Origin of the sequence: Phenylobacterium sp., assembly GCF_036563385.1 — a bacterium.
Taxonomy (GTDB): Bacteria; Pseudomonadota; Alphaproteobacteria; order Caulobacterales; family Caulobacteraceae; genus Phenylobacterium.
In genome coordinates, this window is the sequence record NZ_DATCML010000004.1 from 479,228 (window position 1) to 499,938 (window position 20,711).

Sequence of the window (20,711 nt, forward strand, 5' to 3'; positions counted from 1 at the left end):
TGTTCGCCCGATGCATCGAACCGGTCGAACCCTGCTTGCGGTGGCCATGCTGGCGGCGATCGGCGGCTGCGGCCGCGGCGTCCCCGAGGAGGCGATAGCCAGCGCCGACGCCCTGTTCGACGCCGTCGTCGCCCGCGACCGAGTGGCCTTCGAGGCGGCGGTGGACCGACGGGCGGTGCGCGAGGATCTCCGCGCCCAGCTGGTCCAGGTGGCGCGGGCGAACGGCCTCGAGGTCGATGGCGGCCCCTCGGAGTTCGCCCTGGACAGGATGATCGCGCCCGAAGCCCTCCGCCTCGTGGACGGTGATGGGCGGCGCGTGTTCGAGGCCCCGAAGCCGGAGCAGGTGGCGGAGATGTTGCAGCCGGCCGGCAAGGGCCGGGTCTGCGTGCCGGGCGCCGGGACCGATTGCGTGCTCACCTTTGCGCGGCAGAAGGGGGAGGACGGACCTCGCTGGCGGCTGGTCGCGATGCGCGCCCAGGATCTGACGATCCGCGTTCCGAACAAAGAAACGCCCGGCGAGACGGCTCGCCGGGCGCAAGGGCGCTCAGGGGAGGGCTGAGACTAGAACTCTTCCCAGTTGTCGATCTGGGCCGCCGTCGCTGCGCCGGAGGCGTAGGCCAACTTCTGGCGGACCGTGCTCGTCGCGGGTGCGGGAGCCGGCGTTGCGGCCGGCGCCGAGGCCGCCCGCGTCGGTTTCTGCGCCGCGTCGCCCGTGTCGAACTCGCCGATCAGGCGGCGAAGCTCGGCGGCTTCCTTGCGGAGCGCGTGGGTGGCGGCGGTCGTCTCCTCCACCATCGCGGCGTTCTGCTGGGTGACCTGGTCCATGTTGTTCACGGCCACGTTGACCTCGTGCAGACCCGCCGACTGCTCCTGAGCCGAGGTGGCGATGTCGCCGACCAGGGAGTCGATGGCGTCCACCTGGCTGACCATCTGCTGCAGCGCCTCGCCGGTCTCGCCGACCAGGGCGACGCCCTGGCCAACCTGTTCCGTCGACGCGCTGATCAGCGTCTTGATCTCCTTGGCGGCGTCGGCGGAACGCTGGGCCAGCGCCCGGACTTCCGAGGCCACCACGGCGAAGCCCTTGCCGGCGTCGCCGGCGCGGGCGGCTTCCACCCCGGCGTTCAGGGCCAGCAGGTTGGTCTGGAAGGCGATCTCGTCGATCACGCCGATGATCTGGCTGATCTGGCCGGCTGACTTCTCGATTTCACCCATGGCGGAGACGGCGCGACGAACCACTTCCTCGCCCCGGGAGGCGCCGGACTTGGCCGTCTGCACCGCGGCGCGCGCGGTCTGCGCCCCCTCGGCCGACTTCTTGACGGTGGTGGTGATCTGCTCCAGCGCGGCGGCCGTCTGCTCCAGGCTTGCGGCCTGCTGCTCGGTGCGGCGGGAGAGGTCGTCCGAAGCGTTGGCGATCTGATCCGCGCCCACGCCGATCTGGCCGGCGTTGGCGGTGATGATCTGCATCGCCTCCTGCAGGCGCTCCATGGCGGCGTTGAAGTCCGAGCGGAGCTGTTCGTACTCCGGCGAGAACGGCGTCTTCAGCCGGTGCTTCAGGTCGCCCTGGCTGAGCCGCGCCAGGCCGTCCGCGAGGGCGTGGACCACCGCGACCTGCGCTTCCTGGGTCTTGGCGCGTTCGGCCTCCACCTCTTCGCGCATCGCCGCTTCGCGGGTCTGGCTCTCCTCCTGCTCGCGACGCATGGCGTCGATGCGCTGGAGGTTCTCCTTGAAGACGTCGAGCCCGCGCACGATGGCGCCCAGCTCGTCGCCCCGCTGGTGAGGGGCGAGGTCGACGGCGTAATCGCCGCCCGCCAGGATTTCGGTGGCTTGCGCGATGCCGTTGATCCCGCGGCGCACGCCCATGATGATCGCCACCGACAGCCAGGCCACCGCGATCATGGTGAGCACCGAGGCGCCCATCACGATCTTGCCGGTCAGGGCCGCCTGGGCGGCGCTTTCCTTGGCCCGCTTGTCGGCGTCGGCCTGAACGGTGTTGCGCGCCTGGGCGAGCGTGTCGGTCATGCGAGCGTAGTGTTCTTCGAAGGGCTGGACGAAGGCCACCGCGGTGGCGAAGTCCACGCCCATCATCGAGCCCACGACCTCGATCCCACCGCGGTAGTCGGTCAGGTCCTTGGCCACCTGGGTGAAGCGGGCCTGCTGAGCCTTGGGCAGCTCCTTCTTGAGCTTCTCAAGGTCGGCCTTGATGGCGTCGACATCGCCCATCAGCGCCTGCAGCTTGGCCGGAGCATCGGAAGGGCCGCCGGCGACAGCGCCGGCTTGGCTGGTCATCGCCTGGTAGATCTGCAGGTGGGCGCTGGTGATGCGGTTCGACAGCGCGGCGACGCGCAGGCTAACCGCCATGTCGTGCTGGACGATCTTGTCCAGGGCCTTGGCCTGCTGCTGCTGGCTATAGAATGCGCCGCCCGAGACGAGGGCAAGCACGACGACCGCGACCACCGGGGCGATCGCCATCTTCACGACGAGAGACAGGTCGGTGAAGCGAAGCATCTTCATGTTCGAGCTCCGGAAAGGAGGTGCGGCCCCGCTTCTGCGGGGCCGCTAGGGATCACCAGGCCTTGCTGACCGAGACGAAGACCCGACGTTCGGCTTCGAAGCCGTTGGTCTGCTTCTGCCGCTCGTGCAGGAGGTTCTGGCCGGCGACCGCGAAGGTCAGGCCGTTGTCGAGCTTATGGGCGACGCGGCCGCCGAGGGTGGTGAAGGCGTCCACCTCGGCGAGGCCGGTGCCGACCACGCGCGGGGAGTCGAACTTGCCCACGTAGTGAAGGAAGGCGTCCGCTTCCCAAGCCTTGTTCGACCAGCCGGCCGCGACGTTGCCGCGGTGCTTCGGGCTCATGCGCTCGAAGGCGGTGCCGCGGGTGGCGGGGTTCACCCCCCGGAAAGCCTCGTCCTTCACGTCGGTGTAGGTGTAGTCGGCGCTCCAGCGGAAGCCGGTCTTGGCGCGGCCCGAGGCCGAGAGCTCGAAGCCCTGCATCTCGGAGTCCGAGGTGTTGATGAACTGCACGCCCGGGAGGGTGGTGCGGGTCGGGGCGACGTCGAAGCTGCCGGTGCCCGGCAGGCCCTTGATGTCTTCCCACTGCTGCCAGAACACCCGGACGCCGGCCTTGGCGTTCAGGACCGGCAGGTTGCGGTCATAGGAGACCTGATAGTTCTCGACGATGCTGGGGCGCAGCGTCGGGTTGCCCACGAAGGCGAGGTTCACGCCCGGGCCGACCGGGATGATGCCGGACAGGCCGCCCAGCTCCACCAGGGTCGGGGCTTGCACGCCGCGGCCGTAGGAGAGGCGGATGGTGTCGTCCGCCGTCGGACGGAAGACCACCGCGGCGTTGACGCTGAGCTCCTTCACCTTGCGGTCCCAGAGCGCGTTGTTGGCGAGCGGCGCGCCAGGCGGGAAGGTCCCCGTGCGCTCGATTTCCATCGTGTCGTGGCGCAGGGCCACCGTGGTGGCCAGCTTGTCGCTGACCTGCCAGTTCCACATGCCCGACAGGGCGAACACGTCGTAGCCGATCTCGCCACCCTTGAGCGGAGCGGTGTTCAGCGTGTTGTTGCGGTACTCGGCGCCGACCCGGAAGGTGTGCGCCGCGCCGATCTTGAACAGGTCCTGGGCGCTGACGACGCGGATGCGGTTCTCCCACTCCGTGCGGCCGAGGATGATGTACTTGGCGGTCAGGTCGTTCTGGTAGGCGGAAACCTGCACCAGTCCGAGCTTGGTTTCAGAGGCGAGGGTCGCCTTGACGGAGGACACGAAGCTCTTGGTCGGCGAGTAGGCCGCACCGGCGATCGTGCTCTGCTGCACGTTCGAGTAGGAGCCCTCGACCCGCAGCTCGGTCTTGTCGCTCAGCTGGGCGACCGTATCGATCGCGGCGCTGACGTTCTCCGGCGCGTGCGTGCGCGTCATGTCGGTCAGGCCGATGGTGTTCTTCCACTCGTCCTGCTTCTCGGCGCCCAGCGAAATCCGAGCCGAAAGCCTCTCGCCGAGCTTGCCCGTGGCGACCAGGGACGCGCCCTTGTAGTCGTTGGTGCCCACCCTGACGCTGAAGGCGTCGACGTCATCGAACTTCGGGTTGAAGGTGATGATATTCACCACGCCCGACACGGCGTTGAAGCCGAACAGCGCGGTGTTCGGGCCCTTCACGACTTCGATCTGGCGGATTTCCTGCAGCTGGACGGGGATGTTCCGCCAGAAGGTCAGGCCGTAGTGGTCCATGTAGACCTGGCGGCCGTTGACCAGCACCAGGAGGCGCGGCGAGCTCGACTGGTTGTAGCCGCGGACGTTCACGTCCGTGTGGCCCGCGGAGAAGTTCAGCACGTCGACGCCCGCGACACGGCTGATGATCGTCGGCAGGTCGGTCGCGCCCGAGCGACGGATGTCCTCCTGCGAGATGATCTGCATGTCGGCCGGGGCTTCCGGCGCACGCTGCGGCGACCCGGTCGCGCTGGTGGTGACAGGCTCGTTGAACAGCTGCTCGAGCGAGCCGTAGTCAATGGATTGGGCGGCGGCCGGGAGGCCCGCCAGCGCCAGGCCGGCAAAGCCGGCGGCAAAGAGAAATTTCTTCATTGTTCCCAACTTTCTAGGCCGCTCAAATTTCTTTGATCATCATGCGGAACGCCGCCTTGAAGGCGGCCCCGACCGACGCTGCCGCCGCCCGGTTCACGGTGATCTCGACCTTGGGTGCAGTGGTGACGCCCATCACGCAGGCGCCGGAGCGGACGCAGGCCAGGTCGGAGCTGATCGTCACCAGCTTCTTGCCCTTGGCGGCCGAACCGACGGCGGCGTAGTTCACGCCCTCCGTGACGTAGAGCGCGTTCACACCGGCGACGCCGCCGACGTCGCCGGCTTCCACCGGCTTGCCGACGAGGGTGACGGTCCCTGCGCTGTACCCGCCGCCGATAGCGGCCATCACGGCGTTCTTCTCGGCGACGGACGCCGGCTTCGACGGATCGAAGACGACGCCGAGCGTCGCGCGGCCCGTGGGGCCGTTCTCGAGGAACGTGAGCGCACGGCCGGCGACCTGAAGGTCCTTGGCCGCGTCGGCCGACGCGACCCCGGGGCCGGCGAGAACGCCGACGGCCGTGATCAACGCGGCAGACTTACTTAGCGCGCTAAAAGTATTCCCTTGAATAAATCGCATTGCTTTCCTTGCCCCCCTCGGGCTGATCGCATGTGAAAAGGCATCTCCATGACTAAAAGGAAGGTTAATGACATGCACTTAGCAGGCTATTAGCAAGTCACGTCGCGAAGTGAGTCTTTGGTACGAAGGTATTACCTTGAGATCAGCGGCAGATGACTACCGCCGCACTACCCAGATCATTGGCGCTACATCTTGGTTTATCTCTTCAGAAACACAGTGTTTGCGCGCCCATGGTCAGGCGCTAGCAAGCTCTCGGGGGTCACAGCTGGCGCGAGGTCCGGCCCTACCGCGGGCCTACTGAGGTCCAGTCGACGCGATCCACCCGACGGATACCGCCGGTCGCCACTGTCGCGGACAGAATGTCGCATCCGTCCCCAGAGGCGTTGACCGGGCCCTCTGGCCGCAGGCTGAGGGGCGCTCCCCTACCGCCCGGCCGCCGGACCCGCTATCGACCGGCGGAACGGAAGGATTCCCCGCATGCTCCTGCACCTGTCCACCTGGGCCGAGATCGAGGACCAGCTCACACGTTCGCGCGCGGTGGTGATTCCGATCGGCTCCAACGAACAGCATGGCCCGACAGGCCTGCTCGGCACCGACTGGCTGTGTCCGGAGATCATCGCCCATGAGGCGCAGCGCCGGGCTCCTGACCTCCTGGTGGCTCCGACCTTCAACATCGGGATGGCGCAGCACCACCTGGACTTTCCGGGGACCATCGCCCTGCGGCCCTCGACCTTCATGCTGGCGATCGGCGACTGGTGCCGCAGCCTGGCGCACCATGGCTTCACGCGCCTGTACTTCCTGAATGGCCACGGGGGGAACGTCGCCACCATCGAGGCCGCCTTCTCAGAACTCTACGCCGAGGCCAGCTACGCCGGCCGCCCCCGGGGCTTCGCCTGCAAGCTCAAGAATTGGTGGGAATTGCGGGGTGTGATGGGCATCGCGAATCGGCAATTCCCCACGGGCCACGGCAGCCACGCCACCCCCTCGGAGATCGCTGTGACCCAGTGGGGCTATCCGGAGAGCATAAAGGCGGCGAATTACGCGCCGCAGGTCGCCCCCACAGGCCCGATCCGCGAAGCCCGGGACTTCCGCGCCCGCTACGCCGACGGCCGGATGGGCTCGGACCCCGCCCAGGCGACGCCGGAGAAGGGGGGCGAACTCGTCGCGGCCGCCGCCCAGGCGCTGATCGAGGAGGTGGCGGAGTTCGGCGCGGAGGATGCGCCGGCCTAGGCCTCAGAAGGGCGCGCCCATCCGCGACGGCATAGCGATGCGAGGCGGGCCCTTCGCCTTCGGACGGCCAGCCCAGTCGAGATCCTCCGGCTTGGTGATCGCCTTGGGGTCGGCGGGGGCCACATCCGCGGCGACCACCAGGTCCGGCTCTCCCTTCACGGCCTCGGCCGGCGGAGCGGCTTCCTCGACCGCAGCGGGCGCCTCAGGCGCGGCCGTCACTTCGGTGAGGCTGGCCGCGAGCGCGAGCTTGGCGTTGTCCTGCGGCAGACCCTCGAGCTTGGCGAGTTGCACCCCGAAGGACTCGCCGCCGGCATACCGCCCCCCGAAGGCGGGGGGCAGACCGGTAGCGCCGGTCCAGCGGTAGAAGATATGCGCGCCGATGGTGGCCACCTTCACGAGGGATGGGCTCCAGTAGGGCGCGACGTACTCGGCGTGGTAGTGCGTGGCGTTACCGACCTTCTTCATGACGTAGCCGTTGAGCGCCGCGATTGCGATCTTGCGCGCGCGTTCCCAGCCTTCATCGGCCGGCTTGCGCGCAAGCGCGCCGTCGCAGGTGAAGGTGAACTGGCAGCCCGAGGTTCGCTCCGACCCCTGGAACACCACGCCACATACCGTCTTCGGGAAGGCAGGGTGCCGCATCCGGTTCAGGACCACCTGCGCCACGGCGCGCTGTCCGTCCGCACTTTCGTAGGCGGCCTCGTAGTAGATCGCGGCGGTGAGGCAGTCGATGGCTCGCGCCTCGTCGATCACACCCTCGGACTTGAGGAAGAATGGCCGCGCCGCCGGGTTCGGCAGGTCCGACACCGGGTTCGACGCATTCCAAAGCCGCGCGGCCTCAGGCGAGAGGTCCTGCAGGCGGATCAGGCCCTCGGCCTCGGCCCCGACCGGCTGCGGATCGATCGCCAGGGCGGCCTGCTGCAGGCCCGCCGGCGGCTGCCCGGCCGTCAGCACGGGCTGGCCGCTGGTCGAGCGGGCGGCGAAGGTGAAGCCGGAAAGGGCGAGCACGGATAGTGCGATCACCGCGCCGAACGCCGCCACGATGACGAGCTGGCCGCGGTCGAGCGGCAGGCGCGAGGCCAGGATACGAATACGGGAAAGCAAGCGCCAACGCCCCCTACAGCTCGGCATGAGGCGCGACCCGATAGGCGAACGCCGCTCGAAACGCGAGTCTTTTCTTTAACCCGTGGTTAACCGTCTCGCGACGAAGGCTAGCAAATCCAGAGAGTTAACGCAGCGAACGAGAGTCCGTGAACTCGCCTAGGCGGTGAACACCTCGTGCCCGCGCAGCTCGACGGGCCAGGCCGCGAGGTGATCGCCCACACATGGCCCAGCCACGCATTTGCCGGCGAGATCGAACAGGGCTCCGTGTCCGGCGCAAAGGATGTGTTCGCCCGAGCGGGTCAGGTAGCGGTCGTCCATGGGCGCGAGCGGCCAGCCGGCGTGCGGACAGGAGTCGACCCAGCCGTCCACCCGCTCCCCCCGCCGGATGACGAAGCCGGCGAACAGCTTGCTCTCGGCGCGGAAGCGGAAGCTCTTGCCGCCCGGGTCCTGGATGTCGGCCAGGGCGCAGAGCCGGACCCCCGGGGGCGGTCGAGCCGGGTTGCCGCTAGAGGGGTTGGCCAAGGGTCGAGCGGAAGCGCTTGATCTCGACGCGGTCGAACAGCCCCGCCCTGGTGTAGGGGTCGTCGGCATTGAAGGCGCGCACCTCGGCCTCGCTCTCCGCTTCGAGGAAGAAGAGCGACCCGGCCATCTGGTCGTTCTCGTCCAGCATCGGCCCGGCCATACGGATGCGGCCGTGACGGTCGCGCGCCCAGGCGAGGTGCGCCTCGCGCGTGGCCATGCGCAGGTCGAGGCTGTCGGCCTTGTCGAAACAGGCCAGCATGTAGAGGGGCATCAGTTCTCCTCGCGCAGGGGACGGGACAGGAGGCCGCGGATGGCGTCGTCGACGCCCGCCTCGCCGGCCAAGATCGCGGCGACGGCCTCGCAGATCGGCACGTCGACGCCCAGGCGGGCGGCGAGCTGGCGCACGGCCGGCGCCGAGGCGACCCCTTCGGCCACCGAGAGCTTGCCGGAAAGCGCCTGCTCCAGGGTCTGGCCCTGGCCCAGCGCAAGGCCGACGCTCATGTTGCGCGACTGCGGACTCGAGCAGGTGAGCACCAGGTCGCCCAGGCCGCAGAGGCCGGCGACGGTCTCAGCTTTCCCGCCCAGGGCGACCGCCAGCCGGGTCAGTTCGGCGAAGCCGCGGGTGATCAGGGCCGCGTGAGCCGACCGTCCGAGGCCCCGGCCTTCAACGATGCCGCAGGCGATGGCGAGCACGTTCTTCACGGCGCCGCCGGCCTCGGCCCCGATCATGTCGGTGGCGAAGTAGGGCCGGAACTCGGGCGTCGCGATGGTCTCCGAAAGGTCGCGCGCGCAGCCCTCGTCAGGACAGGCGAGCGTGACTGCCGTGGGCAGGCCGCGGGCCACTTCACCCGCGAAGGAGGGACCCGACAGCACCGCCGCCCGCGCCTGCGGGAGCGTCTCGGCGAGCACCTCGGTCATCAGCTTCAGCGAGCCCTGCTCCACGCCCTTGGAGCAGAGCACCACCTGCAGGCCCTCACGGACGTGCGGCGCGAAGGCGGTCAGGGTGGCGCGCATGTGTTGGGCGGGCGGTACGGCGAGCACCAGGTCGCAGCCCGCCAGGTCGGCGAGTTCGCCCGTCGCCCGGAGGCCGTCTTCCAGAGCCACGCCCGGGAGGAATAGCCGGTTCTCGTGAGCCCCGTTCACGTCGGCGACCACCTCAGGTTCCCGGGCCCAGAGCGTCACGTGCAGACCGGCGCGCGCGCAGACCTGGGCCAGGGCGGTTCCCCAGGCCCCGCCGCCGATGACCCCCGCCGACCTCATGCCTTGGCTCCCTTGCGGCCCGCCACGTGCGTCGGGCTCGCCGCCGCCGCGGCTGCGTCGAGCGGCCATCGCGGCCGCGCGGCGGCGTCCAGGGGATCGGTGAGGCCGAGCGCCAGACGCTCGGCGCCGGCAAGCGCGATCATGGCGGCGTTGTCCGTGCAATAGGCGAGCGGCGGGGCGGCGAAGCTGAACCCGCGGGCGGAGGCGGTCTCCTCCAGCTTCTTCCGGACCGTGCGATTGGCCGCCACGCCGCCCGCCACCACAAAGCGCAGGCCGCGCCCATGGTGCTCGATGGCGTAGGCGTGCATGGCCCGGTCGCTCTTCTCCGCCAGTTGCCGGGCGATCGCCGTTTGGACGGCCGCGGCGAGATCGCGGCGATCGGCCTCGTCGCTCAGCCCCTCCGCCAGGCGGGCGGCGGCGGTCTTCAGCCCCGAGAATGAGAAGTCGCAGTCCTTGCGGCCGAGCAGCATACGGGGCAACGGGAACCGGTCTGGGTCTCGGCCCTCGGCCAGCGCCTCCAGGGCGGGGCCGCCGGGATAGGGCAGGCCGAGCGACTTGGCGATCTTGTCGAACGCCTCGCCAGCCGCGTCGTCGATCGTGGAGCCGAGCCGACGGCAGGCCCCGACGCCGTCCACCGCCAGCAACTGGCAGTGGCCGCCGGAGACCAGCAGCAGCAGGAAGGGATACGGGAGTTCGGCGCCCAGCCGGGCTGAGACCGCGTGCCCCTCCAGGTGGTTCACGGCCACCAGCGGCAGGCCGCGCGCCAGGGCCACAGCCTTGCCAAACGACAGGCCGACCATCACCCCCCCAACGAGGCCGGGGCCCGCCGTCGCGGCGACGCCCGTGAGCTCGTCATAGCCCACGCCCGCATCGCGCAGCGCGCGGCCGGCAATCGCCTCGATGCTCTCCACGTGGGCGCGCGCTGCAATCTCCGGGACCACCCCGCCGTAGGGCGCGTGTTCGGCGATCTGGCTGCCGACGACCGACGACAGCACCTCCACCTGGCCGGCGGCCAGGCGCACCACCGCCGCGGCGGTCTCGTCGCAACTGGTCTCCAGGCCCAGGACCAGGTGAGGAACGGTGGGGGTGTCGGTCATCCGGTTGCCGGGGGGCGCCCGCTCCTGTAGCAGGCGCTTCTTGTCTCGGCCTAGCAGGTAGACCGCCCACCGTGCCCACGCAACCGCCCGCCCCCTCAACCCAAGTGCGGATCGGCGCCCGCGGCTCGAAGCTCTCGCTGGCTCAGGCGGGCATGATGCAGCGCCGGATCGCCGCCGCCCTGGGCGCCGACCCCGAGAACCCGGCGGAGGTGGAGCGGGTGGCGCCGCTGATCGTCATCACCACCACCGGCGACCGGGTGCAGGACCGCCGCCTGCTGGAGATCGGCGGCAAGGGTCTCTTCACCAAGGAGATCGAGGAGGCGATGCTCGAAGGACGCATCGACTGCGCGATCCACTCCATGAAGGACATGCCGGCCGAGCTGCCGCCGGGCCTGTGCATCTCCGCCGTCCCGGAGCGCGAGGATCCCAGGGACGCCTTCCTCTCGCGCGGCCCGGAACGGCTGGAGGACCTGACCCAAGGGGCCCACCTCGGCACCGCCAGCCTGCGTCGCCAGGCCCAGATGCTGCACCGGCGGCCGGATCTGAAGGTCTCCATGTTGCGCGGCAATGTGGACACCCGCCTCGCCAAGCTGGAGGCGGGCGAAGCTGACGCCATCCTGCTGGCCTACGCCGGGCTCCGCCGTCTCGGCCTCGGCCACCTGCCCAAGAGCCTGATCGACCCGATCGAGTGCCCGCCCGCGCCCGGGCAAGGCGCGCTGGCCATCGAGACGCGGGAGCGCGACCGCGATCTGCCCTGGGTGCAGGCGCTCCGCCACGCCCCGACCGAAATCGCGGTCACGGCCGAGCGCGGGGCGCTCGCCGCGCTGGAGGCGTCGTGCAAGACCGCGGTGGGCGCGCACGCCTGGTTCGAAGGCGGCGCCCTCAAGCTCATCGTCGAGGCGCTGAGCGCCGACGGCGCCGAACGCTTCCGCCACGCCGGCGAGACCGAGATCTCCCAGCTGGCCGACCCGCGCGCGTCCGCTCGCGACCTGGGCTGGTCTCTTGGCCTGGCGGTGAAGGCCGAGGGCGGTGATCGGATCATCCTCTAGCGGCGGGATCGCCGCGCCTGCGGTGTTGATCCGAACGCTTCGCAGGCTCACCCTTTGCCTGGTCGTCAAAGCTTAAGATCGTTCCTGTAGGACCGCCGGATGCCCGGCCGCCGCCAACGTATCTGGATCACCCGCGCCCAGCCTGGCGCGGACGCCACCGCCGAGCGCGTGCGCGCCCTCGGGCACGAGGCGCTGGTCGCGCCCCTCCTCGCGGTCAAGACGCTGGACGACGTGGAGATTGACCTGACCGGCGTCGCCGCCCTCGCCTTCACCAGCGCCAACGGGGTCCGCGCCTTCGCCGACAAGTCTGGCGACAGGAGCCTGAAGGTGTTCGCGGTGGGCGCCGCGACGGCCTCGGCCGCCCGCGCCGCCGGCTTCCGCTCGGTGCTGTCGGCCGACGGCGATGTCGAAGCCCTGGCGGAGGGCATCGCGGCTCGGCGGGGCGAGCTGAAGGCCGCGGTGCTGCATCCAGGCGCGGCCGAACCGGCCGGCGACCTCGCAGGCGCCCTGGAAAAGCATGGAGTCGAAGCCCGCCGCCTGGTGCTCTACGAGACAGGACCCGTGGAGCTGACCGCCGCCCAGGCGCAGACCCTGACCCGCGCCGACGCCGTCCTTCTGCACTCGCCCCGCGCAGCCCAGGTCTTCGCCAAGGTCCTGAAGGCCCATCCCGCGCCGAAGCTCAGGGCGCTCGGGCTGTCGAAGGCGGTGATCAAGCCCCTGAGCCGCACGCCCCTCGCCGCCAAGGTCTTTCCGCCGTTCCCGCTCGAGGCGGCCCTGCTCAACCTGATCGAGCGGGCCCCCTAACCGCGGCCTTTCGGCGGAGGATGACCCAACCCAATTCCGCGCCCAGAAAACTGAGCGGCGCAACGTGACGCGGCGGCGCTTGGCGAGCGCGACGAGACCCGCTAAATAGGCGCCTCCCGGCGGTCAGGCCCCCTGCCCGCACCGTGGGCCGCCTTAGCTCAGCCGGTAGAGCGGCGCATTCGTAATGCGTAGGTCAGGTGTTCGAGTCACCTAGGCGGCACCACTCTTCTCCCCACAGGAAACACTGCGGCGACGGGCCGGTCCTTGACTGGCCCCGGGAAGGCAGGCTCGCATCCGGCATAAGGTCGAGGCGGGTCGTCACATAGGCCCGCACGGCGCCACACAACATGGGGAGAGCTCAGATGGCCGGACGGGTCGCAGGCAAGAAGGCCTTCATCAGCGGCGGGGCTCAGGGGCTTGGCGCGGCCATGGCCCGGCGCCTGGCCGAGGAAGGGGCGAAGGTCACCGTCGCCGACATCAACGCCCAGGGCGCGGCCGCCGTCGCCGGGGAGATCAACGCTGCGCAGGGCGAGGGAACGGCCTTTTCCTTCCCGCTCGATGTCACTCGCGAGGATCAGTGGATCTACGCCCTGGAAGAGGCCGACGCGGCGATGGGCGGGATCTCGGTGCTCGTGAACAACGCCGGCATCAGCCGCGGCGGCCACATCGAGGAGCTCAGCTTCGAGGACTGGAAGCTGGTGATGAGCGTCAACGTCGACTCGGTGTTCCTCGGGACCAAACACGCCCTGAAGTACCTGCGCCAGAACCAGCCCGGGTCGATCGTCAACGTCAGCTCGATCGCGGGCCTGATCGCCGCCCACAACACCCCGGTCTACAACGCCTCCAAGGCCGCGGTCTGGCTGCTCTCGAAGGGCATCGCCCTGCACTGCGCCAAGCAGGGCCTCGACGTCCGCTCGAACTCGATCCATCCCACCTTCATCGACACCCCGATCCTCGACCCGCTGCGCCAGCGGTTCGGCAAGGAGGAGGCCGAGGCCAAGCTCGCCCGCCAGGTGCCACTGGGCCGGATCGGCCACACCGACGACATCGCCAATGCGGTGCTCTATCTCGCCTCGGACGAGAGCCGCTTCATGACCGGGGCCGAGCTCAAGCTGGACGGCGGGATCAGCGCCATGTGACCGCTCCCCCGCGGGAGAGCTTCCGGCTCAGTTCACCAGGATGGCGCCGAGCAACAGCTTAGCGCCCGGCTTGCCGAGCACCAGGTCGGTCTGGCGCTGGAGGTTCTGGGCCAGGAAGTCCGCGTTGGGGGCGGTGGCCGGCGGCAGGCCGGCGGCGTAGCTCTGCACCACCTGCGAATAGGCGGCGCGAAGGCGGGGCATGCTCTGCTCCGCCCGTGTGCGCAGGGCGCCGTCCTGGACGTCGAGGCCGCATTCCACCGTGAACACGCCCCGCCGACCGCCGCCCTTGTTCGTCGTGCCGGTCAGCGTCTGGACGACGAGATAGCTCGCGCCGCCGGAGCGCTTCTTGGGGTCGCCCTCCTCCTTCTTCTTGCCGGAGGCCAGCGCCGCGCCGGGCGCGGCGGTGGCGAGGAGGATGAGGAGCGTGCGGCGTCGCATGCGGCATTGCTGCCCGATTATGGTTAGCGCTCTCTTTACGCCCCGGGCCGGAAGCTGGCGCGCGAGAGATTCGCCTGCCATCCGGAGCGCCCCTTGGGCCGATTTGCGCCGACCACCCTGGACCTCGACGGCAAGGTCATCCTGGTCACCGGAGCCACCGGCTCGTTCGGCCGTCGGTTCGTGGAGACGGTGCTCGCCCGCAGCCGTCCACGGAAGCTGATCGTCTATTCCCGGGACGAGCTGAAGCAGAGCGAGATGCAGATCGATCTCGCGGACAAGTTCAGCGCCGAGCAGCTGGCCTGCATGCGCTTCTTCCTGGGCGACGTGCGCGACCGCGAGCGGCTGACGCTGGCCCTTCGCGGGGTCGACGTGGTGATCCACGCCGCCGCGCTGAAGCAGGTGCCGGCCGCCGAGTACAATCCCTCGGAGTGCATCCACACCAACGTCACCGGCGCCGAGAACGTGGTCTGGGCCTGCCTGACCAACCGCGTGAAGCAGGTGGTGGCGCTGTCCACCGACAAGGCCTGCAACCCGATCAACCTCTACGGGGCCACCAAGCTGGCCTCGGACAAGACCTTTGTCGCGGCCAACAACCTCTCCGGCGACATCGGCACCCGCTTCGCGGTGGTGCGCTACGGCAATGTGGTGGGCTCCCGCGGCTCCGTGGCCCCGCTGTTCCAGCGGCTGGTCGCCAAGGGTGCCACCGAGCTGCCGATCACCGATCCCCGGATGACCCGGTTCTTGATCACCCTCGACGAGGGGGTGGACTTCGTCCTGTCCTCCCTGGCCACCATGCGCGGCGGCGAGATCTTCGTGCCCAAGATCCCGTCGATGAAGGTCGTCGACATGGCCGCCGCCATGGCGCCCGGCCTGGCTACCAAGGTGATCGGCATCCGGCCGGGCGAGAAGCTGCACGAGATGATGATCTCGGCCGACGACGCGCGCTACACCGTCGACCTTGGAGATCGCTACGCCATCGAGCCCGCCTTCGCCGACTACACCCGCGAGCCGCTGGCCGGCGGCCGGCTGGACGAGGGGTTCTCCTACGCCTCGGACACCAATGACGACTGGCTGAGCACCGACGGTTTCCTGGCGATGCTTGGCCACGCCGCGGCCCCGCAGCGGCGCCGCCGGGCCACCGACTGATGCTGCCGTACGGCCGCCAGACCATCGAGGACGACGACATCGCCGCGGTGGCGCAGGCGCTGAAGGCCGACTTCCTCACCACTGGTCCCACCGTCGAGGCCTTCGAGCAGGCGTTCGCCCGAGTGGTCGGCGCGCGCCACGCGGTCGCCTGCGCCAATGGCACCGCGGCCCTGCACCTGGCGATGCTGGCGCTGGAGGCAGGTCCCGGCGACCGGGTGGTCGCTCCCTCCATCACCTTCCTGGCCACCGCCAACTGCGCCCGGTACGTGGGCGCCGACGTCGCGTTCGCCGATGTCGACCCCGACACGGGCCTGATGACCGCGGACACCTTGCGCGAGGCCCTGGCGCGGGCCGACGGACCGGTGAAGGCGGTGCTGCCGGTCCACCTGCGCGGCGACGCCTGCGAGCTGCCCGCCCTCGCCGCCGTGGCCCGGGACGCCGGCGCCCTGCTGGTCGAGGATGCGCCCCACGCGCTCGGCACCCGCGCCAGCTTCGACGGCGTGACGGAAACCATCGGCGACGGCCGCCACGGGGCTATGGCCACCTTCTCCTTCCACCCGGTCAAGACCATCGCCACCGGCGAGGGCGGCATGGTCACCACCAACGACCCCAGGCTCGCCGAGCGCCTGCGCACCCTGCGCAGCCACGGCATGGTGCGGCCCGAGGGCTGCGAACCCTGGTGGTACGAGATGCCGGAGCCGGGCTTCAACTACCGCCTGCCGGACATCCTCTGCGCGCTCGGGCTGTCGCAGCTGGCCAAGCTCGACCGCTTCGCCGCCCGCCGCCGGAGGCTGACCGCGGCCTACCTGGACGGGCTGGCCCCGCTCGCGCCGCTGGTCGTTCCGGCGCGCAGCCCGGCGTGGAGCGACCCGGTGCTCCACCTGATGACGGTGCTGATCGACTTCCCGGCCGCCGGCCGCACCCGTCTGCAGGTGGTCGAGGCGCTGAAGTCGCGGGGGGTCGGCAGCCAGGTGCACTACATCCCCGTCCACCGGCAGCCCTACTACCGTGAGCGGTACGGCGCGCTCGACCTGCCCGGCGCCGAGGCCTGGTACGCCCGCTGCCTCTCGCTGCCGCTCTATCCGGGCATGGCGGACGAGGACGTGACCGCCGTCGTCCGGGCGCTGTCCGAGGCGCTGGGCCTCTAGGCGGCGACCGCGGCCTTTTCCACCAGCTCGCGCACCGCCGCCATCTGGTCGGGCGCCCTCGCCAGCTCCTGGCGAACGGAGTCCTCCCGCACCAGGCGCATGGCCTCGCCGCGGGCGCGATCGGCGGCCGGTCCGAGCGGCGCTGTCTCTCCGCAGGCGAGCTTCAGCAGGAAGGTCAGCTTTTGCAACGGCGGAGCGCCGGCCCTGACGAGGGCGGCGATCAGCCGGGCCTCGGCCTCCACCTTGCCGCCCACCTCGCCTATGCGGGCCTGCAGGGGCTGGGTGTCCTCGGGCGCGAGCCCGCAGCGGCCCACCGCGCGCTGCAGGGCCGCCAGGCTCGCCAGGCGCACCGGCGGGGTCTCGACCCCGCCCATGACGTCCTTCTCGAACCGCTGGGCGCCGATCACGCCCTTCAGCCAGCGTGCGGCGTGGCGCTTGTTCTGCGGGCCGATCACGTTCTCGGTCAGCCAGACGAGCATCTCGGCCTCCTCGCGGGCCGTCTTGCCCGGGCCGAGGTAGGCGTCCACGAAGTCGCCGGTCACGAGCATTTTCGACCGGTGCGAGAAGGCCGGCTGTACGTCGTCGAGCGGCAGCAGCTTGCCGGCCGCCGCGGTCAGCGACATGGCCAGCGCCCGCAGGATGTCGATCTCGAGCGAGGCGTCCAGCGGCGCGAGTCGCCGTTGGCCGTTCAGCTCCGTCAGGATCCGCTTGCCCAGCGCGGTGCGCACCTCGATGAAGTCCTCGCCGCCCAGCCAGCGGCCAAGCCGCTTGGCCTCGGTGGAGAGCTCGGGCATCACCTTGGCGACCGACTTCTCGACCTTGACCAGCATGTCGACGCTGTCCGCGGCGGCCAGTCGGGTGAGCGCCGTCAGAGAGCCGCCCAGGTGTTCGGTCTTGCCGACAATGGCGTCCAGGCCGGCGCGGGACTCCAGGATCTCGGCGATCGGCTGCTGCAGCACGGTGATGGCGAGCTTTCGCGCGGGGCCCTGCGCCGGCGGCGCCGCGGCGGCGAAGTCCATCAGCCGGGACAGCTTCTCGTTCCAGTCCTTGCAGCGGACCAGGCTCATGGCCACGCCGCAGCCCAGCAGGTAGCCGCCATCAGGGTCGCCCGCCAGCCGCTCGGAGGCGGCGGCGAATGTCTCCTTCGCGAGGTCGGGCAGCCGCCCCTGCCGCCAGTCGCGCATCAGCCGTTCCACGGTCCGGTCGATCAGGCCGTGGAAGGTTCGCATCATCTCGTGCACGTTGCCGCCCCGGGCCTGGGCCTCAGGGACGGCGATCTTCTGGATGGCGTGCTGCAGCTCGTTGCCTGAGGCCTCCAGCTGCTCCACCAGGTCGGGCCGGTGCAGCAGCTCAAAGGGCGTCGCGGACTTGCGGGCGAGCCAACCCTCCAGCAGCCGCCCGATGCGGTCGCGGGCGTGCAGGCTGTAGAGGTCCTGCGGCGTCACGCAGAGCGGCTCGAGGTTTTCCTTAGGCGCGCGCCGCTTCGACAGCGGCTCCGGCATGCCCAGGTTGAGGATCTGCACCGACTGGAATTCGCCGCTGGCGGGGTCCTGCGTCTCCTTGCTGACCTTTACGGCGTGAACGCCGCCATCCTGGAAGGTGGCCTCGGCGGTGGAGACGGCGTGGGCGCGGTTCTCGGTCGCGAGCTCCAGGGTCCACCCGTCGCCCGGCTTTCTTCTGACGAAGACCTCGAAATGTACGCGCGCTCCGACCATCTGTACTCAACCCCCGGGACGGTCGCCAAGGTGCCGCAACAACCTTAAAGCCGCGTTTCGGCGCCCGTATTCCTCGCCGCCCCATTGAGGCCATGGACCGCGGCGACTAGCTTCACCTTCTTCGACGGAGACATCGACCCCACATGGCCAAGATCACCCTGGTGGACGACGACGAGAACATCGTGACGTCGGTCAGCCTGGCGCTGGAGAGCCACGGCCACACGGTTAAGGCCTACTTCGACGGCGCCGCCGGGCTGGCGGCGCTAGAGAACGATCCGCCCGATCTCGCCATCCTGGACGTGAAGATGCCGCGCATGGATGGGATGGAAGTGCTGCGCCGCCTGCGCCGCACCTCCGACCTGCCGGTGATCATCCTCACGTCCAAGGACGAGGAGATCGACGAGATCCTCGGCTTCAACCTCGGCGCCGACGACTACATGCACAAGCCGTTCAGCCAGCGCCTGCTCATCGAGCGGGTGAAGGCGCTATTGCGCCGCGCCGGCGTGGACGCCGAGGAGAACGGCGTGCCTCCCGCGCAGGCGGCGGCCGAGGCCGGCGCCCGGGCGATCAAGCGCGGCAAGCTCACCCTGGACCCGGCCCGCCACGACTGCCTCTGGGACGGCAAGCCGGTGAAGCTCACCGTCACCGAGTTTCTGCTGCTCCAGTCCCTGGCCCAGCGCCCTGGGTTCGTGAAGAGCCGCGACAACCTGATGGACGCCGCCTACGACGATCAGGTCTATGTGGACGACCGGACGATCGACAGCCACATCAAGCGCATGCGCAAGAAGTTCCGCGACGTGGACCGCGAGTTCGACGCGATCGAAACCCTCTATGGCGTCGGCTATCGATACCGCGAGAGCTGAGCGGCCGGCGCGCCGCTCCGGCCTCTCGCGGCTGCCGGGCACCCGGCTCGGCCGACTGATCATCGCGCTCAACGTGCTGAGCCTCGCCATCCTGATCGGCGGGGCCCTCGTCATGAACGAGCTGCGCCGTGGCTTGGTTGAGGCGCGGATCGACAGCCTGACCACCCAGGGCGAGCTGATGGCCTCGATCATCGAACAGGCCGCCACGGTGGGCGAGCCGGTTCCGGCCATGGACGCGGCCTATGCCAACGACATCGTGCTGCAGCTGCTCGCCAACCCCAAGGGCCAGCGGGCCCGGCTGTTCGACGCCCGCGGCAATGTCGTGGCCGATAGCGACTGGGTCGTCGACCGGGTGGAAAGCCAGCCGCTGCCGCCGGCCAAGCCGCGCGAGGAGGCCGAGCGCTTCCACCTGGAGATGCCTCAAGCCGACAAGCCGACGCCGGAGTCCGCCAGTCGGGCGCTCCGCGCCGAGCTCGGCCGCGCCCTGCGCGGCGAGCACGTCTCGGGCCTGCGCCGCACCGGCGGCGGCGACCGCGTCGTCTCGGTGTCGATCCCCATCCAGCACGTCCAGGCGGTGCTGGGGGTCCTCACCCTGGAAGCCCGTGACGTGGACGAGATCATCGCCCGCGAGCGCGCCTCCCTGATCCCCTTCATCCTGATCGCCGTGGGCGTGACCCTGCTGTCGTCCCTGCTGCTCAACCGGCTGATCGCCCAGCCAGTGCGGCGGCTGGCGCGCGCGGCGGACAGCGTCAAGCAGGCCCGCGCCCGGGCGATCTCCCTGCCTGACCTCGCCGACCGCGACGACGAGCTTGGCGACCTGACCCGCAGCCTCGAGGGCATGACCCAGGCCCTCTCCGAGCGCATGGACGCCATCGAGAGCTTCGCCGCCGACGTGGCTCACGAGATCCGCAACCCGCTGACCTCCATGCGCTCGGCCATCGAGACCCTGGACCTGGTCAAGGACGAGGCGCCGCGCGAGCGCCTGTTCAAGGTGCTGAAGAATGACATCCAGCGGCTCGACCGGCTGGTCACCGACATCTCCAACGCCTCGCGCCTCGACGCCGAGCTGTCGCGCGACAACCCGCGGGTGATCGACCTCGAGCGGCTGATCTTCGATATCGTGAACCTCTACGACGCCACCCTGAAGCCGGAGGACGTCCGGGTCCGCTTCCAGGCCGCGGGCGGCCTCGAGCCGGTGACCGTATCGGGCCGCGAAGGCCCCCTCGGCCAGATTTTCCGCAACCTCATCGACAACGCCCGTTCGTTCTCGCCCCCGGGCGACGAGGTGGTGGTCTCGCTCATCCGCGGTCGCGACCAGGTGATCGCCACCGTCGCCGACAATGGCCCCGGCATCCCGCCCGAGAACCTCGAGACCATCTTCCAGCGGTTCTACACCTCCCGCCCGAAGGGCGCGGCGTTCGGCGGCAACTCGGGCCTCGGCCTTTCCATCGCCCGCCAGATCGCCGAGGCGCACGGCGGGACGCTCCACGCCGAAAACCGCCTCGGCAAGGACGACAAGGTCCTGGGCGCCCTGTTCATCCTGACCCTGCCGGTGGTCCCGGGGTGATTGTCCACGCTGGCCTGGTCGCGGCGCGAGGATCGGAGGGCGCCTGGCGAGGGGTCCTGGTGGAGGGCGCCTCCGGCTCCGGAAAGAGCGACCTCATGCGCCGGGCGCTGGACCACGGCTTCCGGCTGGTGGCCGACGACCGCGTGATCCTCTGGACCTCCGCCGGGCGGCTGTTCGGCCGCGCGCCCGACACCCTCGCCGGCCTGATCGAGATTCGCGGCGTGGGCGTGCTGCGCATGACCGCCTTGCCGCTGGCCGAGGTGGCGCTGGTGGTCCGCACCGGGGAAGCCGACCGCGCGCCAGAGCCCGCCTTCGCCGACATCCTCGGGTTGCAGGTCCCGCTGGTCGTTCTCGCGCTGAGCGAAGCCTCGGCGCCTGCGAAACTCGGTCACGCGCTCGCCGCCTTTGACGCCGGCTCCAAGAGGCGTATTTAGCAGCGCTCGCGGGACCGCGTCCGGGTGGGGATACCCCTTGAGAGACATTTC

General features: G+C 70.1%; 20 protein-coding genes and 1 tRNA gene. 11 read left to right on the forward strand and 10 right to left on the reverse strand.

What is annotated here, in order from left to right:
- Positions 1-10: 10 nt before the first annotated feature.
- Positions 11-559 carry a hypothetical protein gene (locus tag VIL67_RS03180; RefSeq protein ID WP_332047391.1) on the forward strand — a complete coding sequence of 183 codons (549 nt, stop codon included), beginning with the start codon at positions 11-13 and terminating at the stop codon, positions 557-559.
- Between the two features lie 2 nt (positions 560-561).
- Here VIL67_RS03180 and VIL67_RS03185 read toward each other — a convergent pair whose 3' ends face one another.
- The 3 genes from VIL67_RS03185 to VIL67_RS03195 are packed head-to-tail and all read right to left on the reverse strand — an operon-like array spanning position 562 to position 5,096.
- The gene (locus VIL67_RS03185) at positions 562-2,511 is read right to left on the reverse strand and encodes a methyl-accepting chemotaxis protein (protein ID WP_332047392.1); all 1,950 of its coding nucleotides are present in this window, start codon (positions 2,509-2,511) and stop codon (positions 562-564) included.
- A gap of 52 nt (positions 2,512-2,563) precedes the next feature.
- Positions 2,564-4,573, reverse strand: coding sequence for a TonB-dependent receptor plug domain-containing protein (locus VIL67_RS03190; protein WP_332047393.1), 2,010 nt, complete (start codon positions 4,571-4,573; stop codon positions 2,564-2,566).
- 22 nt (positions 4,574-4,595) lie between these two features.
- Positions 4,596-5,096 carry a hypothetical protein gene (locus VIL67_RS03195; RefSeq protein ID WP_332047394.1) on the reverse strand — a complete coding sequence of 167 codons (501 nt, stop codon included), beginning with the start codon at positions 5,094-5,096 and terminating at the stop codon, positions 4,596-4,598.
- A 528-nt stretch (positions 5,097-5,624) separates the two neighbouring features.
- On the opposite strand from VIL67_RS03195, the gene VIL67_RS03200 reads away from it, so the two are divergent.
- Positions 5,625-6,377 carry a creatininase family protein gene (locus tag VIL67_RS03200; protein ID WP_332047395.1) on the forward strand — a complete coding sequence of 251 codons (753 nt, stop codon included), beginning with the start codon at positions 5,625-5,627 and terminating at the stop codon, positions 6,375-6,377.
- Positions 6,378-6,380: 3 nt separating this feature from the next.
- On the opposite strand, the gene VIL67_RS03205 is transcribed toward VIL67_RS03200, so the two are convergent.
- The 5 genes from VIL67_RS03205 to tsaD all read right to left on the reverse strand — a co-directional run bounded on the left by VIL67_RS03205 (position 6,381) and on the right by tsaD (position 10,357).
- The gene (locus tag VIL67_RS03205; RefSeq protein ID WP_332047396.1) at positions 6,381-7,478 is read right to left on the reverse strand and encodes a cell wall hydrolase; all 1,098 of its coding nucleotides are present in this window, start codon (positions 7,476-7,478) and stop codon (positions 6,381-6,383) included.
- Between the two features lie 156 nt (positions 7,479-7,634).
- Complete coding sequence (locus VIL67_RS03210) at positions 7,635-8,000, reverse strand: Rieske (2Fe-2S) protein (protein ID WP_332047397.1); 366 nt, start codon at positions 7,998-8,000, stop codon at positions 7,635-7,637.
- The gene (locus VIL67_RS03215) at positions 7,984-8,271 is read right to left on the reverse strand and encodes a YciI family protein (protein ID WP_332047398.1); all 288 of its coding nucleotides are present in this window, start codon (positions 8,269-8,271) and stop codon (positions 7,984-7,986) included. The genes VIL67_RS03210 and VIL67_RS03215 overlap by 17 nt, the downstream gene beginning before the upstream one ends.
- Positions 8,271-9,260, reverse strand: a complete 990-nt coding sequence (locus tag VIL67_RS03220) for an NAD(P)H-dependent glycerol-3-phosphate dehydrogenase (protein ID WP_332047399.1) — start codon at positions 9,258-9,260, stop codon at positions 8,271-8,273. Before VIL67_RS03220 ends, VIL67_RS03215 begins: the two co-directional genes overlap by 1 nt.
- Positions 9,257-10,357 (reverse strand): tRNA (adenosine(37)-N6)-threonylcarbamoyltransferase complex transferase subunit TsaD, encoded by a 1,101-nt coding sequence (gene tsaD, locus VIL67_RS03225; protein WP_332047400.1) that lies wholly within the window; start codon positions 10,355-10,357, stop codon positions 9,257-9,259. The genes VIL67_RS03220 and tsaD overlap by 4 nt, the downstream gene beginning before the upstream one ends.
- A 71-nt stretch (positions 10,358-10,428) precedes the next feature.
- On the opposite strand from tsaD, the gene hemC reads away from it, so the two are divergent.
- The 4 genes from hemC to VIL67_RS03245 all read left to right on the forward strand — a co-directional run bounded on the left by hemC (position 10,429) and on the right by VIL67_RS03245 (position 13,349).
- Entirely contained in the window at positions 10,429-11,406 is a 978-nt protein-coding gene (gene hemC, locus VIL67_RS03230; protein ID WP_332047401.1) for a hydroxymethylbilane synthase, read from the forward strand.
- 99 nt (positions 11,407-11,505) lie between these two features.
- The gene (locus tag VIL67_RS03235) at positions 11,506-12,210 is read left to right on the forward strand and encodes a uroporphyrinogen-III synthase (RefSeq protein ID WP_332047402.1); all 705 of its coding nucleotides are present in this window, start codon (positions 11,506-11,508) and stop codon (positions 12,208-12,210) included.
- A gap of 147 nt (positions 12,211-12,357) precedes the next feature.
- Positions 12,358-12,433 (forward strand) — tRNA-Thr (locus tag VIL67_RS03240).
- Positions 12,434-12,557: 124 nt separating this feature from the next.
- On the forward strand, positions 12,558-13,349 hold the full coding sequence (locus tag VIL67_RS03245) for an SDR family oxidoreductase (RefSeq protein ID WP_332047403.1): 792 nt from the start codon (positions 12,558-12,560) through the stop codon (positions 13,347-13,349).
- A gap of 27 nt (positions 13,350-13,376) precedes the next feature.
- Here VIL67_RS03245 and VIL67_RS03250 read toward each other — a convergent pair whose 3' ends face one another.
- Positions 13,377-13,787, reverse strand: a complete 411-nt coding sequence (locus VIL67_RS03250) for a Tat pathway signal protein (RefSeq protein WP_332047404.1) — start codon at positions 13,785-13,787, stop codon at positions 13,377-13,379.
- 93 nt (positions 13,788-13,880) lie between these two features.
- On the opposite strand from VIL67_RS03250, the gene pseB reads away from it, so the two are divergent.
- Positions 13,881-14,933 (forward strand): UDP-N-acetylglucosamine 4,6-dehydratase (inverting), encoded by a 1,053-nt coding sequence (gene pseB / locus VIL67_RS03255; protein ID WP_332047405.1) that lies wholly within the window; start codon positions 13,881-13,883, stop codon positions 14,931-14,933.
- Positions 14,933-16,081, forward strand: coding sequence for a UDP-4-amino-4,6-dideoxy-N-acetyl-beta-L-altrosamine transaminase (pseC, locus tag VIL67_RS03260; RefSeq protein ID WP_332047406.1), 1,149 nt, complete (start codon positions 14,933-14,935; stop codon positions 16,079-16,081). The genes pseB and pseC overlap by 1 nt, the downstream gene beginning before the upstream one ends.
- Here pseC and VIL67_RS03265 read toward each other — a convergent pair.
- Positions 16,078-17,796 (reverse strand): hypothetical protein, encoded by a 1,719-nt coding sequence (locus VIL67_RS03265; RefSeq protein WP_332047407.1) that lies wholly within the window; start codon positions 17,794-17,796, stop codon positions 16,078-16,080. The genes pseC and VIL67_RS03265 overlap by 4 nt on opposite strands.
- A gap of 143 nt (positions 17,797-17,939) precedes the next feature.
- Between VIL67_RS03265 and VIL67_RS03270 the strand changes: the two genes are divergently transcribed.
- From VIL67_RS03270 to VIL67_RS03280, 3 genes are read left to right on the forward strand one after another with little or no spacing between them, the layout of a single operon-like run.
- Positions 17,940-18,659 carry a response regulator transcription factor gene (locus tag VIL67_RS03270; protein WP_332047408.1) on the forward strand — a complete coding sequence of 240 codons (720 nt, stop codon included), beginning with the start codon at positions 17,940-17,942 and terminating at the stop codon, positions 18,657-18,659.
- Positions 18,628-20,226 (forward strand): ATP-binding protein, encoded by a 1,599-nt coding sequence (locus VIL67_RS03275; protein WP_332047409.1) that lies wholly within the window; start codon positions 18,628-18,630, stop codon positions 20,224-20,226. Before VIL67_RS03270 ends, VIL67_RS03275 begins: the two co-directional genes overlap by 32 nt.
- Positions 20,227-20,285: 59 nt before the next feature.
- Positions 20,286-20,660 carry an HPr kinase/phosphorylase gene (locus tag VIL67_RS03280; protein ID WP_332047410.1) on the forward strand — a complete coding sequence of 125 codons (375 nt, stop codon included), beginning with the start codon at positions 20,286-20,288 and terminating at the stop codon, positions 20,658-20,660.
- The last annotated feature ends 51 nt before the right edge of the window (positions 20,661-20,711 follow it).

Bases quoted from the DNA above. Each gene is read 5' to 3' on its own strand.
- VIL67_RS03180 (WP_332047391.1), top strand. From the start codon at position 11: ATGCATCGAACCGGTCGAACCCTGCTTGCGGTGGCCATGCTGGCGGCG.
- VIL67_RS03185 (WP_332047392.1), bottom strand. From the start codon at position 2,511: ATGAAGATGCTTCGCTTCACCGACCTGTCTCTCGTCGTGAAGATGGCG.
- VIL67_RS03190 (WP_332047393.1), bottom strand. From the start codon at position 4,573: ATGAAGAAATTTCTCTTTGCCGCCGGCTTTGCCGGCCTGGCGCTGGCG.
- VIL67_RS03200 (WP_332047395.1), top strand. From the start codon at position 5,625: ATGCTCCTGCACCTGTCCACCTGGGCCGAGATCGAGGACCAGCTCACA.
- VIL67_RS03215 (WP_332047398.1), bottom strand. From the start codon at position 8,271: ATGCCCCTCTACATGCTGGCCTGTTTCGACAAGGCCGACAGCCTCGAC.
- VIL67_RS03220 (WP_332047399.1), bottom strand. From the start codon at position 9,260: ATGAGGTCGGCGGGGGTCATCGGCGGCGGGGCCTGGGGAACCGCCCTG.
- tsaD (WP_332047400.1), bottom strand. From the start codon at position 10,357: ATGACCGACACCCCCACCGTTCCTCACCTGGTCCTGGGCCTGGAGACC.
- VIL67_RS03235 (WP_332047402.1), top strand. From the start codon at position 11,506: ATGCCCGGCCGCCGCCAACGTATCTGGATCACCCGCGCCCAGCCTGGC.
- VIL67_RS03245 (WP_332047403.1), top strand. From the start codon at position 12,558: ATGGGGAGAGCTCAGATGGCCGGACGGGTCGCAGGCAAGAAGGCCTTC.
- VIL67_RS03250 (WP_332047404.1), bottom strand. From the start codon at position 13,787: ATGCGACGCCGCACGCTCCTCATCCTCCTCGCCACCGCCGCGCCCGGC.
- pseC (WP_332047406.1), top strand. From the start codon at position 14,933: ATGCTGCCGTACGGCCGCCAGACCATCGAGGACGACGACATCGCCGCG.
- VIL67_RS03265 (WP_332047407.1), bottom strand. From the start codon at position 17,796: ATGGTCGGAGCGCGCGTACATTTCGAGGTCTTCGTCAGAAGAAAGCCG.
- VIL67_RS03270 (WP_332047408.1), top strand. From the start codon at position 17,940: ATGGCCAAGATCACCCTGGTGGACGACGACGAGAACATCGTGACGTCG.
- VIL67_RS03275 (WP_332047409.1), top strand. From the start codon at position 18,628: ATGGCGTCGGCTATCGATACCGCGAGAGCTGAGCGGCCGGCGCGCCGC.